Annotated in this window: 16 protein-coding genes and 1 tRNA gene; 11 read left to right on the top strand and 6 right to left on the bottom strand. The window is 32.0% G+C overall.

The features are described 5' to 3' along the window. The first annotated feature begins 21 nt into the window (after positions 1-21). The 4 genes from ABD859_RS01090 (at position 22) to ABD859_RS01075 (ending at position 2,412) form a co-directional block, all read left to right on the top strand. The gene (locus tag ABD859_RS01090) at positions 22-435 is read left to right on the top strand and encodes a VOC family protein (protein ID WP_345139052.1); all 414 of its coding nucleotides are present in this window, start codon (positions 22-24) and stop codon (positions 433-435) included. A gap of 20 nt (positions 436-455) precedes the next feature. After that, positions 456-998 carry a helix-turn-helix domain-containing protein gene (locus ABD859_RS01085; protein WP_345139049.1) on the top strand — a complete coding sequence of 181 codons (543 nt, stop codon included), beginning with the start codon at positions 456-458 and terminating at the stop codon, positions 996-998. An 87-nt stretch (positions 999-1,085) separates the two neighbouring features. Next, complete coding sequence (locus ABD859_RS01080; protein ID WP_345139046.1) at positions 1,086-2,021, top strand: hypothetical protein; 936 nt, start codon at positions 1,086-1,088, stop codon at positions 2,019-2,021. Positions 2,022-2,058: 37 nt separating this feature from the next. Continuing rightward, entirely contained in the window at positions 2,059-2,412 is a 354-nt protein-coding gene (locus tag ABD859_RS01075) for a nuclear transport factor 2 family protein (RefSeq protein ID WP_345139043.1), read from the top strand. 52 nt (positions 2,413-2,464) lie between these two features. On the opposite strand, the gene ABD859_RS01070 is transcribed toward ABD859_RS01075, so the two are convergent. Further along, positions 2,465-2,860 (bottom strand): VOC family protein, encoded by a 396-nt coding sequence (locus tag ABD859_RS01070; RefSeq protein WP_345139041.1) that lies wholly within the window; start codon positions 2,858-2,860, stop codon positions 2,465-2,467. 131 nt (positions 2,861-2,991) lie between these two features. Here ABD859_RS01070 and ABD859_RS01065 point away from each other — a divergent pair, with 131 nt between their 5' ends. Continuing rightward, the gene (locus ABD859_RS01065; RefSeq protein WP_345139038.1) at positions 2,992-3,369 is read left to right on the top strand and encodes a hypothetical protein; all 378 of its coding nucleotides are present in this window, start codon (positions 2,992-2,994) and stop codon (positions 3,367-3,369) included. Between the two features lie 72 nt (positions 3,370-3,441). On the opposite strand, the gene ABD859_RS01060 is transcribed toward ABD859_RS01065, so the two are convergent. The 4 genes from ABD859_RS01060 to ABD859_RS01045 form a co-directional block, all read right to left on the bottom strand. Further along, a complete protein-coding gene (locus ABD859_RS01060; RefSeq protein ID WP_345139036.1) occupies positions 3,442-4,650 on the bottom strand; it encodes a PQQ-binding-like beta-propeller repeat protein in 1,209 nt (402 codons plus the stop codon). A gap of 16 nt (positions 4,651-4,666) precedes the next feature. Beyond that, positions 4,667-5,005, bottom strand: a complete 339-nt coding sequence (locus tag ABD859_RS01055; protein WP_345139033.1) for a hypothetical protein — start codon at positions 5,003-5,005, stop codon at positions 4,667-4,669. 172 nt (positions 5,006-5,177) lie between these two features. Further along, positions 5,178-5,582: a helix-turn-helix domain-containing protein gene (locus tag ABD859_RS01050; RefSeq protein WP_345139031.1), complete on the bottom strand. Its 405-nt coding sequence runs from the start codon at positions 5,580-5,582 to the stop codon at positions 5,178-5,180. A 272-nt stretch (positions 5,583-5,854) separates the two neighbouring features. Beyond that, positions 5,855-5,929 (bottom strand) — tRNA-Val (locus ABD859_RS01045). A gap of 266 nt (positions 5,930-6,195) precedes the next feature. Here ABD859_RS01045 and ABD859_RS01040 point away from each other — a divergent pair. Continuing rightward, on the top strand, positions 6,196-7,980 hold the full coding sequence (locus ABD859_RS01040) for an ABC transporter ATP-binding protein (protein WP_345139028.1): 1,785 nt from the start codon (positions 6,196-6,198) through the stop codon (positions 7,978-7,980). Between the two features lie 114 nt (positions 7,981-8,094). Here the strand turns inward: ABD859_RS01040 and ABD859_RS01035 are convergent, their stop codons facing one another. After that, positions 8,095-9,264: a proline dehydrogenase family protein gene (locus ABD859_RS01035; protein WP_345139025.1), complete on the bottom strand. Its 1,170-nt coding sequence runs from the start codon at positions 9,262-9,264 to the stop codon at positions 8,095-8,097. Between the two features lie 279 nt (positions 9,265-9,543). Between ABD859_RS01035 and aroB the strand changes: the two genes are divergently transcribed. The 5 genes from aroB to ABD859_RS01010 all read left to right on the top strand — a co-directional run bounded on the left by aroB (position 9,544) and on the right by ABD859_RS01010 (position 13,811). Next, a complete protein-coding gene (gene aroB / locus ABD859_RS01030) occupies positions 9,544-10,611 on the top strand; it encodes a 3-dehydroquinate synthase (RefSeq protein WP_345139022.1) in 1,068 nt (355 codons plus the stop codon). Between the two features lie 57 nt (positions 10,612-10,668). Continuing rightward, entirely contained in the window at positions 10,669-10,848 is a 180-nt protein-coding gene (locus ABD859_RS01025; RefSeq protein ID WP_345139019.1) for a hypothetical protein, read from the top strand. Positions 10,849-10,910: 62 nt separating this feature from the next. After that, entirely contained in the window at positions 10,911-12,314 is a 1,404-nt protein-coding gene (locus tag ABD859_RS01020; protein ID WP_345139016.1) for a type III PLP-dependent enzyme domain-containing protein, read from the top strand. A gap of 108 nt (positions 12,315-12,422) precedes the next feature. Continuing rightward, entirely contained in the window at positions 12,423-13,391 is a 969-nt protein-coding gene (locus ABD859_RS01015; RefSeq protein ID WP_073411146.1) for a deoxyhypusine synthase family protein, read from the top strand. Between the two features lie 9 nt (positions 13,392-13,400). Then, positions 13,401-13,811 (top strand): DNA primase, encoded by a 411-nt coding sequence (locus ABD859_RS01010; protein ID WP_345139012.1) that lies wholly within the window; start codon positions 13,401-13,403, stop codon positions 13,809-13,811. The last annotated feature ends 43 nt before the right edge of the window (positions 13,812-13,854 follow it).

Below are 13,854 nucleotides of genomic sequence, written 5' to 3'. Positions count from 1 at the left end.
CCAATAACTTAAAGTAAAAACATGGAAAACTCACAAAACGAGCCAGATAACACAACTCCAAAAGTTACAGGAGTTGGCGGTATTTTCTTCTTTATGGAAAATCCGGCTGAAACAAAAGACTGGTATGCCAAAAATCTTGGACTGGAAATCAACGATTGGGGTTCGGCCAGTTTTGAATCCAGAAATATTGATAAACCAGACCAGATAGAATCAACGCAATGGTGCCCTTTTAAAAAAGATGATCCTTATTTTTCGCCTTCTAAAAAAGAATTTATGGTGAATTACCGTGTTCAGAATATTGAAGGTCTTTTAGAAAAACTAAAGGCAAACGGTGTTACTGTTCTGGATGATATTGAAACGTATGAATATGGTAAATTTGTTCATATTATGGATACTGAAGGTAATAAAATTGAACTTTGGGAACCTGTTTATTAATATTATAAAGATTGTATACCATGAAAACAAAAGTTCAATTATTGAGAGAAGAAAATCATCTTACTCAAACTGAACTTGCCGAGAAATCAGGACTTTCTCTGCGAACAATTCAGCGTATTGAAGCCGGAAATGTTCCAAAAGGGTTTACTTTAAAAGCATTGGCAAAATCATTCGAAGTAATTCCGGAAAGTCTAATTCTGAATTTGCAATATGATCCTGAAATAAAACGCGCCAAACTGATTAATTTTTCGGCTTTGTCTTCTTTAATTATTCCGTTTGGAAACATTATTTTTCCTTCGGTTTTAACCTATAAATCAAAAGAGCCGAGAGCAAAAGAATTAGGAAAAAGCATTTTGACAATTCAAATTATTTACACATTTATTTTAGGGACTTTAATGATTATAAGTCCTTTTATCCAAAAAGCGTTTTCTATGCAATTTCCGTTGTTTATAGTGTTTTTAGTTGTATTGAAAATAGTCAATCTGTTTATTATTTTTAAAAACGGATCTGATTTATCCCGAAAATCGGATTTATCTATAAAATTGAAATACAATATTTTATAAACAATGTCATGTAATTGACGTAAAATTGTCGCAGCGTTTTTAAGGATTAAATACATCACAATTCGCATTATTGCAAAAAAAATTGTGATGAAAATAATTAAGAAAATCGTTTTGGCTCTTTTAGTCCTTATTCTCCTGACAGTAACCACAGGCTATTTTTATTTTGATAAGAAATTTAGTCCGCCGGAAAATTATCTCAAAGTTTCCGGAATTGGTGAAAATATTCGATTAAAATGGGTTTCAGATAATGAAAACCAATATTCGGCGCTTTTACTTCCTGTTAAGCTTAGAGGCATTGAACAGACATTTTATATGCAGCTTGATTTTGGCTCGCCTGTAACCGTATTTTACAAAAAATCACTACAATCAATTCAGAATGAATTTCCGAATGAAATCAGCTTAAAACCGACTCAAAAAGAGATTTCATTAGATTTTAATATCAAAGGTTTAAATGTTTCTTCTTCAATTTTCGAGCTGCTGGATTATGGAGAAAATATCGATTCTAAAAGTCCGCAAGCTGTAAATAGTATTGGAACAATTGGAACCGATTTATTAGAGAAAAGAACCGTTGTACTGGATTTTGCGAATCATAATTGTTCATTTAATGAATTAAAATTGAACGATGCTTTTGATTTTGAGTTTAAAAAACGTAAAATATTATTTACCGCAAAAATTGATAATCAAAATCTAAAACTGCTTTATGATTCAGGAACAAGCGGTTACGAATTGATTGTAAATAAAGAAGAATGGCAGCGTTACAAACTTCAAAACAGTAAAATAAAAACCGAAAAAGGAAATTCGTGGGGAAATGTTTTAAAAGTAATTTCGGCTCAAGCCAATGAAAAAATGCAGTTTGGAAACCGCGAATTAAAGGTTTCTGAAGTAACCTACATTGAAGGCGTATCAAAACTGCAGACTTTTTTGATGAAACGTTCCGGAATGCAGGGTATGATTGGTAATAAACTGTTTTTAAATCATAAACTTTTCATTGATTGTAAAAACGAGAAATTTAAGCTTGAATAATTACTATATTAGTTGAACAAATCAATCTTAAAACGAAATGGCAGATCAATTAGAAAATGTAATTTATAAAGCGTATACCGCTTTTAATGAAAGAAATATCGACAATGCATTATCGACCATGCAGCCCGATGTACAATGGTCAAAAGCCTGGGAAGGCGGTTATATAAGCGGGCATGACGAAATAAAACAATACTGGACAAGACAATGGACTGAAATAAACCCAAAAGTTGAACCTGCAGGCTTTACCCAAAGAGGAAATGGAAGTCTGGAAGTTAAAGTGCATCAGGTTGTAAAAGATTTACAAGGAAATCTAATGTTTGACGGTTTTGTGAAACATATTTACACTTTTCAGGACGGATTAATCAAGACAATGGATATTGAATTGGTTTAAAAAATAAAACAGACAAAAACGCTGTATATCACTACGTTTTTGTCTGTTTTTTTTACATTCCAGGCCAGTATAAGAAATTAAATTTATGTCCGTCCGGATCTGTAAAACCAAAAGTATAACCGGCTTCAAAATTTTCAGGTTCAGAGAATATTTTTCCTCCGGCTGCTTTTACTTTTTCAAGCCAAAGATCTACTTCTTCCCTGCTGTCTGCAGATAATGAAAAAATAATTTCGTTTTCAGATTCTGTATTGGTGAGCTTTCCTTTTAAAGCCCATTCAAATCGTTTTGGCACAAAGAAATTAATAATGAAATTGCTTTCTGCAAAAGAAAAACTAACCAGTTCTTCTGTCTCTTTTCCGTTTTGTTTAAAGCCTAGATCTGTATAAAACTGAATTGTTTTCTGTAAGTCGCTCGAAACAAGATTGGCCCATATCATTCTGGTTTTCATAAACTTTAGTTTTATTGTTTAATTTTAAAGTTAAGGAATTAAAAGGATTTATAAGTTATTTCGCAAGGTTTTTCTATTTTAGCTTTTCAATATAAAATTTTATAAGATATAATTTTGTTATAAGTATTATCGTGGAAAATGAAAAGGAATTTAGATATGTTCTTGTCGGAAATATAATTGACAAGCATTTTTTTGGTGATAAAAAAGAGATAAAAAGCGGTACAAAACATTTTCGGGCTGGAGCTAAGGTGTATCTGTTTCCAGAATATGGAGGAATAGCGCATGAGAAAATACCCGTATATGGTCTTCCAAAAAAGAGTTTTAGAAGAATTACAATAGTCATTTCTTCCAACTTGATAAAGAATACCAGAGTAAAAAAAACATACGATCCTATATTGATTGATAAGATCGATCGTACTTTTTTTTATTCTGACCAAGGCAATGATGGTTTAGAAAATCTAAATCGGTTTGCCGAAACTTTTATTAAAAATAATATAGAATTGAAATAATTCTTAATCAATTATTATATGCAAAATCTTTAAAAAAAGAAGCCGTTTCAAATTGAAACGGCTTTCTGTATTTTATTTGATTATTTTTAAATAAGCACTGTAAACATTGTCTTTAATTGAAGTACGCATATAATACAAATCTTCGTCTTTGGTGCCTAAATCAAATTTAATTAAACCGGCATCGCAATAATAAAATATAGTATCATCAACAGGAAATTCAATATTAGATATAGGCTGCGTTGTTAGTTTAATTTCAAATGCTATTTCACCGTTTGTTATGTCAATCTGAAAAAGTTTTCCTTTTTTGGTATACCCCCAAATATTATCGTCGGCTTCAGTAATGTATTCGATATTATCACCTGCAAAGTCCCTTTTCCATAGCTGAGTTCCTGTTTTTGAATCAACCGCATATAAAGTAGAAACCGTTTCGCCCTGCGCCGCAAAATATACTTTTTTGTCTTTACAGAATATACGTTCTTTAACACTGTGCTGATTTTCATCTAATTTAAACTGCCATAAAATGTCAAGTTTATCTGGAGATAAAGCATAAAGTATGTCTTTGTCATTCGCGATAAATACATTTTCGCCATCTGCTACTGGTTTTCCAGACATAACTTCTTCAAAGTTTTTTTGGCTGATAACTTTTCCAGTACTGGCATCAAAGCTGTACAAATTGTTTGCACTTGGTATATAAACCTTGTTATTAAAAAATAGCGGCGTAACATCATTATTTACTGTATCGAGTTTGTAATTCCATGCTAAACTGCCGTCTTTTGTATCAAGAGCATAAATATTGCTGCTTCCGTTTTGATTTTGAGCCGTTATATATAGTTTACCATTATTTACAATTGGAGTCTGATCTTTTAAAACAATCTGGTCTGTAATGTTCCCTAATCTTGATTTCCAGAAAACATCGCCGCTTTGATTGTCAACGGCAATTATTTCGCCATTTACAAACGGAATGTACACTACTCCATTATTAAGAGTTACTTTATTGGCACACATTTCATTATGATTATCGGCTGGTTTTACAGTCCAGCCTATGGTTTCTGTTTCTAAATCATATGAAAAAAGAGCGCCGTCGTAATCATAAATTAGAATTGATGTTTCGTCTAACGGAATTTTTTTAATTGAGCTTACTACTTTATTAGAAACCATTTCTGCAGGCGGCAGCGTTTTATTATTTGTATTAGCTGTGGCAGGCTTTGTAGCAGCAGGCGTTTGAGCAAAAATATTTATAACAGTAAATACAAATAAAAAAGTTACTAGTTTTTGTTTCATTTTAAGATTTGGGATTTTAATGAATATTATAACTTGCTGAGTATATATAATTTGGATTTTCTTTTTTGAAATCAGAAAAAGCTTTTCGGTACCATTTTGATTCTGTTGGTTTATAATCTTCGGCTGTTTTTACATCGCAAAATTCATTATTCAGCCAGACTTCAATACCTAAAATTTCAATTCCGATTGTTTCAGTTCTTTCTATGATAATTTCAAAGTCAGATTCTGAATCAAAACCATCATTTTTATTTTGAAGACCAAAGTAAACATTTGTTTTTAAATAATTTGTTTTCTGATCATGAAGAATGTTATTGTTTTTTTTAAAATTAAACTCTTCAATTTCTTTTTTTGCCATTTTTGCCATTTTACTTTTTTCAACATAATAACTCCCGTTAAAACGGCAATAATGAATAAATATTTTTCTGTTAGTCTGATTAAAATGCAACAATTTAGAAAGCTATTTTAAGTCTAAGAATAATAAAGGCTCAATTATTATTTGAGCCTTATCTTTAATAAATTATCTCGAATTATTTATTTAATAATTTTTCTAAAACCTTAATTTGTTCATCTTTGGCTTTCAGAAGTTCTAAATTTAATCTTTTAATTTCTTCCAAAGCTTCTAACCATTTTTCTACTGGATTTACATTAAAAGTTGGATAATAATTATATCCATTAGATTGATCATTGAAAGTATTAGAAATAATATTTACCGCTTGTTCTTCATCAAAATTCTGAAACGCTTCTACAGGAATTTTTAATATGTTTGAAATTTGTCTCAGCATATCATCTTCAATTACATCTTTTTGCTCAAGCATAGAAATTTTCTTTTGATTCCAGTCGTTTCCTAAATCAAAAGCCAATGATTCTTGTTTAATACCAAGCATTTCTCTAAAACGTTTTACGTTTCTTCCCTGATGTATTTTCTGTTCCATATCGAAAATCAATTTTCTGAAGGCTCACATATAAAGCCATTTCTATTAAAAAGTGCGAGTTTCAAAGGTAAAAAAAAATATCTTGGAAAGTATTCACTTATCAGATAATATACCTTCATTTTGTACAGATTATTCTTTTTAAAAAATATAACATGATTAGTTTAGAGATCTGCTGATATTCTTTGAAATATTCTATATCTGTCTTCTTTGTAATTAATTATAATAACAAAAAAACTCCAAAATCTAATGACTTTGGAGTTTTTGGAATTTTGTGGGCGATGAGGGGTTCGAACCCCCGACCCCCTCGGTGTAAACGAGGTGCTCTGAACCAGCTGAGCTAATCGCCCTATTTTACTAGGTTGCTATCATTTGTGATTGCGAGTGCAAATATACAGCTAGATTTTGTATTTGCAAGCATATTTATAAAAAAAATGAAATAAAATTTAATGTTATTATTTACAAGCTTATTTTTCAGGATCTTAAAAAGTAAAGAAAATTTAGCTTTTTCTTATATTTTCGTTAAAAAGCTAAAACGAGAACTCTAATTCGTAATATTACTTTGTATTGATTTGCTATAGTCATACATTTGCATACCTAAAAATAGTATATTCTAATGGCACGATTTAAAGAAAATGATTTACCAAAATCAAAAATAACGGCTACTTCACTCAACAAAGCAAAAACCATATTTACATACGCAGGAAATCACAAATGGAAGTTTTTCATTGGATTAATTTTTCTGCTTTTAACAGGAGCTACTGCCCTAGCCTTTCCTAAATTAATGGGAATGCTTGTAGACTGCGTAAAAAACAAGGATAATGGCCAGGCAAATCAAATTGCTTTTGGATTAATTGGAATCTTGTTTTTACAATCCTTTTTCTCATTTTTCAGATTATCATTATTTGTAAATTTTACCGAAAATACACTGGCAAATCTTCGTTTGGCTTTATACACAAATTTAGTAAAGCTGCCAATGACTTTCTTTTCGCAAAAAAGAGTCGGCGAACTAAACAGCCGTATTAGTGCCGATATTACTCAGATTCAGGATACTTTAACAACAACCATTGCCGAATTTTTACGTCAGTTTATATTAATTATAGGCGGTGTAATATTACTGGCGACAGAAAGTTTCAAATTGACTTTATTAATGCTTTCTGTAGTGCCTTTAGTAGCTGTAGCAGCTGTCGTTTTTGGAAGATTCATTAGAAAATATTCTAAAAAAGTACAAGATCAGGTTGCAGAAAGTCAGGTTATTGTTGAAGAAACCATGCAGGGAATCAGTATTGTAAAAGCTTTTGCTAACGAATGGTACGAAATCGCCCGTTATAAAGGGAAAATCAGCGATGTTGTAAAACTGGCTATTAAAGGCGGGCAGTATCGTGGTTATTTTGCTTCATTTATTATTTTCTGTTTATTTGGCGCTATTGTAGCGGTAGTTTGGTTTGGCGTGCGTTTAAGTATTGCCGGAGAAATGAGTGTAGGACAATTAATTTCATTTGTATTATATTCTACTTTCGTTGGAGCTTCTTTTGGTGGTATTGCCGAATTATATGCTCAAATCCAAAAGGCAATTGGAGCAACAGAAAGAGTTTTTGAATTATTAGATGAAAACCCGGAGAAAATCAATTCAGATTCAAATAATAGCAAAGAAAAAATAAAAGGAAACGTAACCTTTACGAATGTTGCTTTTAGTTATCCAACACGTCAGGAAATTCAGGTTTTAAAAGACGTTAATTTTAAAGCTGAGTTTGGACAGAAAATAGCGATTGTTGGACCTAGCGGTGCCGGAAAATCAACAATATCATCTCTTTTATTACGTTTTTACGATATAACTTCGGGAGAAATTACGGTTGATGGAAAAAACATTTACGATTATGATCTTGAAGATCTTCGCGGTAATATGAGTATCGTTCCTCAGGATGTTATTTTATTTGGAGGAACTATTAGAGAAAATATTGCTTATGGTAAACCAGATGCTACAGATGAAGAAATTATTCAGGCAGCGAAACAGGCAAATGCTTTTAATTTTGTTGATGGTTTCCCAGAGAAATTCGAAACTTTGGTTGGAGAACGCGGCGTAAAATTATCAGGCGGACAGCGTCAGCGTATTGCCATTGCAAGAGCTTTGCTTAAAAATCCAAGTATTTTAATTTTAGACGAAGCTACTTCATCATTAGACAGCGAAAGCGAAAAACTGGTTCAGGAGGCTTTAGAAGTTTTAATGGAAGGAAGAACGAGTATTATTATCGCACACCGACTTTCGACGATTAGAAATGCTGATAAGATTCTGGTTCTTGACAATGGAAGAATCTCAGAAGAAGGAACGCACCAGGAATTAATAAACCTTGAAAACGGAATCTACAAAAACTTAAGTAATCTGCAGTTTAGTAATTCTTGAGATTAAATTCCAAAAAATAAAATCCAAATTCCAATAAAAAAAGCTCCGATAAAATCGGAGCTTTTTTTATATACAATCAGACTGAACATTAAAACTGCTCACTGAACACTAAAATTATTTTCCTTTTCTGCGTTTACGTTCAGCTTTAATCATCGATAATTCTCGGCTTGTCTGTCCTGCAACCGAAGTGTTTTCTTCTGCACGACGAATTAAGTACGGCATAACATCTTTTACAGGTCCAAATGGAAGATATTTAGCTACGTTGTAACCGTTTTCGGCTAAGTTATAGCTGATGTTATCGCTCATTCCGTATAACTGCCCAAACCAGATTCTGTTATCGTTTTTTGCAATTCCTTTTTGAGCCATCATTTCCAAAAGTTTATAAGAACTTAATTCGTTATGAGTACCCGCAAAAATTGACATAGTTTCTAAATGATCTAACATGTAATTTACAGCTGCATCATAGTTATCGTCAGTAGCTTGTTTAGAAACGCAGATTGGAGAAACATATCCTTTTTCTTCCGCACGTTTGTTTTCTTTTTCCATATATGCGCCGCGAACTAATTTCATACCAATATAGAAACCTTCTTTCTTAGCCACTTCATGAAGACCTTTTAGGTAATCTAAACGATCCCAACGATACATTTGTAAAGTATTAAATATAATCGCTTTTTCTTTGTTGTATTTACGCATCATATCGGTAACTAAATCATCAGCAGCATCCTGCATCCAGCTTTCTTCACCATCAATTAACAAAGCAACATCTTTTTTATGAGCCTCGCTGCAAACCTGATCAAAACGAGCCACAACTCTATTCCACTCTTCTTGTTCAGCTGGGCTTAAAGTTTGTTTTTCTCCTAATTTCTCATATAATTCAAAACGTCCTAAACCAGTTGGCTTAAATACTGCAAACGGAATCGCAAGGCGTTCTTTTGCAAATTCAATAGTTTTTAAGGTCATTTCTAAGGCAGCATCAAACTGTTCCTCTTCTTCTTTTCCTTCAACTGAATAATCTAATACAGATGAAACGCCTTTGGTAAACATTTTATCAACTACCGTTAAACAGTCATTTTCGTTAACTCCTCCGCAAAAATGATCAAATACAGTGGCACGAATCAAGCCTTCTACAGGAAGATGCGCTTTAATAGCAAAATTGGTTACAGCAGTACCAATTCTTACTAATGGTTCACTGTCAATCATTTTAAAAAGAAAATAAGCTCTGTCAAGTTCCGTATCACTTTTAAGTGAAAAAGCAACTTGCGTGTTATCGAATATTTTTTCCATTAAGTTTAGTTTTTATGCAAAGATATAGAGTGATTTGAATATTCTTCACGAAATCGTATGAAATTTTTACAAATTATCAATATCGGGGTTTAAAATGTTAAATTATGAAGTAAAATTTTACCGCTTATTTGCGAGATCATTCAAAATCTGGAAATTAGATAATCAAATGTTATTTGAAGCTAATTTAGAATCATTCATTTTAAAACAAATTAGAACCAAAATTTGAATATTATTTAGCTTAAAATGCCTTATTTTGCGCTTTCAATTAACTAAAGAATTATGCAGTCTATACAAGCAAATAATTATCTCGTGCATTTCAACCAAAATGCTTACGAAGCTTTAAATAACCATTTAAGAGAAAATAAATACTCTAATATCTTTATTATAGTAGATACAGAAACAAATGAGCACTGTCTTCCTAAACTTCTTCCTATTATAGAAACGGATTTAAATATCGAAATTATCGAATTTGAAGCCGGAGAAGCTAATAAGAATATTGAAACTTGTATTCAGATCTGGCATGTTTTAACAGAGCTTGGCGCTGATAGAAAATCACTTATTATTAATCTTGGCGGCGGGGTCGTTACAGATTTAGGCGGTTTTGTGGCTTCTACCTTTAAAAGAGGAGTTGATTTTATAAATATTCCAACAACCTTATTATCTATGGTTGATGCATCTGTGGGTGGAAAAACCGGAGTTGATTTAGGAAATCTTAAAAACCAGATTGGTGTTATTAATGTACCGCAAATGGTTTTAATCGACACCCAATATCTTGAGACTTTACCACAAACCGAAATGCGTTCCGGACTGGCTGAAATGCTTAAACATGGTTTAATTTACGATGCCGCATACTGGAGAGAATTTCTTGATATAACTTCTATTGATTATAACGGGCTTGATGAATTAATTTATCGTTCTGTTGAAATTAAAAACGAAATCGTAATTCAGGATCCAACTGAGAAAAACATTCGTAAAGCTTTAAATTTCGGGCATACTTTAGGACACGCTATTGAAAGTTATTTTCTGGAAAGCGAAGAAAAAACAACGCTGCTCCATGGAGAAGCAATCGCTGTAGGAATGATCCTGGAAAGCTACATTTCGCTGCATAAAAATTTAATTTCAAAAGAAGAATATATCGAGATTAAAACCGCTATTCAGTCAATTTACGATCAGGTAATTTTTGAAGAAAATGATATCGATCCTATTCTTGAACTGCTTGTTCACGATAAAAAAAATGAATACGGCTTAATTCAATTTGCATTAATTGAAGGAATCGGAAAAATAAAAATTAACCAATCGGTTGAAAATAAATTGATTCTGGAAGCGTTTCAAGATTATAAATCTTAATTTTTTTTTAATCAAAACCATTGCTTTTGGTATATTTTATTTTTTACATTTGCCACGATGAAAACAAACAATAAACAAAGAGAATTCAGCTCTTACAGAAACAGACTCAACAGTTCTTTACTAAGAATGTTGAACCGTTTTTACAATAGCAAAAGTCCGTTTTGTTTTGATGTTTTCCAATGCTCAAAAGCCGAACACGAAAAACTGCAGATTGTATTTGCCAATATTAGAGTTTGAATTTTAGATTTAGAACCTTTTTTACTAAATTTAAATAACAAATATAAAATATTGAAAACTAAATGAATACAAAATATTCTGATCTTATAAATCAAACATACTATTTTCCACAAGAGGAATTTAAACTAAACAAAGACAATCTTCAATTTCACAACATCGATTTGATGAAATTGGTTGAACAATACGGAACGCCTTTAAAGTTTACTTATCTTCCTCAGATTTCTGAAAACATCAACAAAGCAAAAGCATGGTTCAGAAAATCAATGGAAAAGAACAAATACGACGCAAAATATTACTACTGTTATTGCACAAAAAGCTCTCATTTTGAATACATTATGAATGAAGCTTTCAAGAATAACATTCACATCGAAACTTCATCTGCTTTTGATGTTAATATTGTTGAGAATTTATTAGAAAATGGTAAAATCAACAAAAGTACTTATGTAATCTGCAACGGTTTTAAAAGAGACGAATATATTTCTAACATTGCAAGATTAATTAATAACGGACATAAAAATACTATTCCGATTATTGATAATTACGAAGAGTTAGATTTGCTTCAAGCAGAAATTAAAGGAAAATTCAAAATTGGAATCCGTATTGCTGCCGAAGAAGAACCTAAATTTGAGTTTTATACATCAAGATTAGGAATTGGTTACAAAAACATTGTTTCGTTCTATAAAAAACAAATTCAGGAAAATGATAAATTAGAGCTTAAAATGCTTCACTTTTTCATTAATACCGGAATCAACGATACTTCATACTACTGGAATGAGCTTGTAAAATGTATTAAAGTATACATTGCACTTAAAAAGGAATGCCCTACTCTTGATGGATTGAACATTGGAGGTGGTTTCCCAATTAAAAACTCATTAGCATTTGAATATGATTATCAATATATGATTGATGAAATTATCAATCAGATTAAAATTGCCTGCGATGAAGCGGAAGTTGATGTACCAAATATTTTTACAGAATTTGGTTCGTTTACTGTAGGAGAAAGCGGTGGTGCAATTTATCAGATCTTGTATCAAAAACAGCAAAATGACAGAGAAAAATGGAATATGATCGATTCATCTTTCATTACTACTCTTCCTGATACCTGGGCTATTAACAAACGTTTTATTATGCTGGCAATTAATCGCTGGAATGATACATACGAGCGGGTTTTGTTAGGAGGCTTAACTTGCGACAGCGATGATTATTACAACTCAGAGCAGAATATGAACGCGATTTACCTGCCTAAATACAATAAAGAAAAACCATTATATATTGGTTTCTTTAATACAGGAGCATATCAGGAAACAATTGGAGGATACGGAGGTTTGCACCACTGTTTAATTCCGCAGCCAAAACATATTTTAATTGATCGCGATGAAAATGGAATATTGGCAACAGAAGTTTTCTCTGAGCAGCAGACATCTGATGATGTTTTAAAGATTTTAGGTTACAAGAAAAAATTGTAAAAAAAACTGCAAATTAAAAAGTTATTTCCTATAAAATTCTTAATTTGCATATACAGTAAAAAGGTTAAAAACTTTTAATTCAAAAAAAAAAACAAAAAACAAAACAAAATGAAAGGACCAATCAGTCAGTTTATTGAAAAACATTATTTGCACTTTAATTCTGCTTCTCTTGTAGATGCAGCCAAAGAATACGAACAACAACTAGCTAATGGTTCTAAAATGTTGGTAAGTATGGCTGGAGCAATGAGTACAGCCGAAATAGGTAAAATTTTTGCTGAAATAATTAGACAAGATAAAGTACAAATTATTTCATGTACTGGAGCCAATCTAGAAGAAGACATCATGAACTTAGTAGCTCATTCTCACTACGAAAGAGTTCCTAACTACCGTGATTTAACTCCAGAAGACGAATGGGCTTTATTGGAAAGAGGATTAAACCGTGTTACTGATACTTGTATCCCAGAGCACGAGGCTTTTAGAAGATTACAAAAACACATCTATAAAATCTGGAAAGATGCTGATGATAAGGGAGAAAGATATTTTCCGCATGAATTCATGTACAAAATGTTATTATCCGGCGTTCTTGAAGAATATTACGAAATTGACTTAAAAGACAGCTGGATGTATGCTGCTGCTGAGAAAAACTTACCTATTATTGTTCCTGGATGGGAAGATAGTACAATGGGTAACATTTTTGCATCATACGTTATTAAAGGCGACCTGAAAGCATCTACAATGAAATCAGGTATTGAATATATGACTTTCCTTGCAGACTGGTATTCTAAAAACAGTTCAAACGGAATTGGATTCTTCCAAATTGGTGGTGGTATCGCTGGAGACTTCCCTATTTGCGTTGTTCCAATGTTGTATCAGGATATGGAAATGCATGATGTTCCATTCTGGAGCTATTTCTGCCAAATTTCAGATTCAACAACTAGTTATGGTTCTTACTCCGGAGCAGTTCCAAATGAAAAAATCACTTGGGGTAAATTAGATATTAAAACCCCTAAATTTATTATTGAGTCGGATGCTACAATCGTTGCACCGTTAATTTTTGCATATTTATTAGATTTATAGGATATTTTTATGAAAAGAGTTATAGTAGACTACGCCAAATTGACCAACGAAATTTTAAACCTTTTGGTTGAAAAATTTCCTGACGGTTATGACGATTCGGATGTTATCCGTTTCAGAAACGCCAAAAACGAATTAGTAGAAGCTGTTGAAGTTCGTACTGAAGACACTATTTATTTAGTAAAAATTAGTACTAAGCTTGCTGACAGAATCGAAAATTACGAAGATGACGATGATATGGATTTAGATGTTGACACAATCGAACCAGTAAAAGGTCTTGATCTTGATGATGAAGCTGACGACGATGACGATGATGACAATCAGGATAAACCAGATACTGACGGAGGTGACGATGACGATGATGAAGATAGAGACAGTGATGATATTGCTGATGATGACGATGATGAAGACGACGAAGATTAATTTTTCGTTTTAATTATAAAAATTAAGGAACTCATTTAGAGTT

The sequence above is a fragment of the Flavobacterium ginsengiterrae genome (assembly GCF_039539785.1).
Lineage (GTDB): Bacteria > Bacteroidota > Bacteroidia > Flavobacteriales > Flavobacteriaceae > Flavobacterium > Flavobacterium ginsengiterrae.
Note: the sequence above shows the minus strand (reverse complement) of the source record. Positions and strands in the feature narration are given on the sequence as shown.

Coding starts and splice junctions, on each gene's coding strand:
- ABD859_RS01020 (WP_345139016.1), top strand. CDS start 10,911: ATGAATACAAAATATTCTGATCTTATAAATCAAACATACTATTTTCCA.
- ABD859_RS01075 (WP_345139043.1), top strand. CDS start 2,059: ATGGCAGATCAATTAGAAAATGTAATTTATAAAGCGTATACCGCTTTT.
- aroB (WP_345139022.1), top strand. CDS start 9,544: ATGCAGTCTATACAAGCAAATAATTATCTCGTGCATTTCAACCAAAAT.
- ABD859_RS01025 (WP_345139019.1), top strand. CDS start 10,669: ATGAAAACAAACAATAAACAAAGAGAATTCAGCTCTTACAGAAACAGA.
- ABD859_RS01090 (WP_345139052.1), top strand. CDS start 22: ATGGAAAACTCACAAAACGAGCCAGATAACACAACTCCAAAAGTTACA.
- ABD859_RS01080 (WP_345139046.1), top strand. CDS start 1,086: ATGAAAATAATTAAGAAAATCGTTTTGGCTCTTTTAGTCCTTATTCTC.
- ABD859_RS01085 (WP_345139049.1), top strand. CDS start 456: ATGAAAACAAAAGTTCAATTATTGAGAGAAGAAAATCATCTTACTCAA.
- ABD859_RS01050 (WP_345139031.1), bottom strand. CDS start 5,582: ATGGAACAGAAAATACATCAGGGAAGAAACGTAAAACGTTTTAGAGAA.
- ABD859_RS01010 (WP_345139012.1), top strand. CDS start 13,401: ATGAAAAGAGTTATAGTAGACTACGCCAAATTGACCAACGAAATTTTA.
- ABD859_RS01055 (WP_345139033.1), bottom strand. CDS start 5,005: ATGGCAAAAAAAGAAATTGAAGAGTTTAATTTTAAAAAAAACAATAAC.
- ABD859_RS01070 (WP_345139041.1), bottom strand. CDS start 2,860: ATGAAAACCAGAATGATATGGGCCAATCTTGTTTCGAGCGACTTACAG.
- ABD859_RS01060 (WP_345139036.1), bottom strand. CDS start 4,650: ATGAAACAAAAACTAGTAACTTTTTTATTTGTATTTACTGTTATAAAT.
- ABD859_RS01040 (WP_345139028.1), top strand. CDS start 6,196: ATGGCACGATTTAAAGAAAATGATTTACCAAAATCAAAAATAACGGCT.
- ABD859_RS01015 (WP_073411146.1), top strand. CDS start 12,423: ATGAAAGGACCAATCAGTCAGTTTATTGAAAAACATTATTTGCACTTT.
- ABD859_RS01035 (WP_345139025.1), bottom strand. CDS start 9,264: ATGGAAAAAATATTCGATAACACGCAAGTTGCTTTTTCACTTAAAAGT.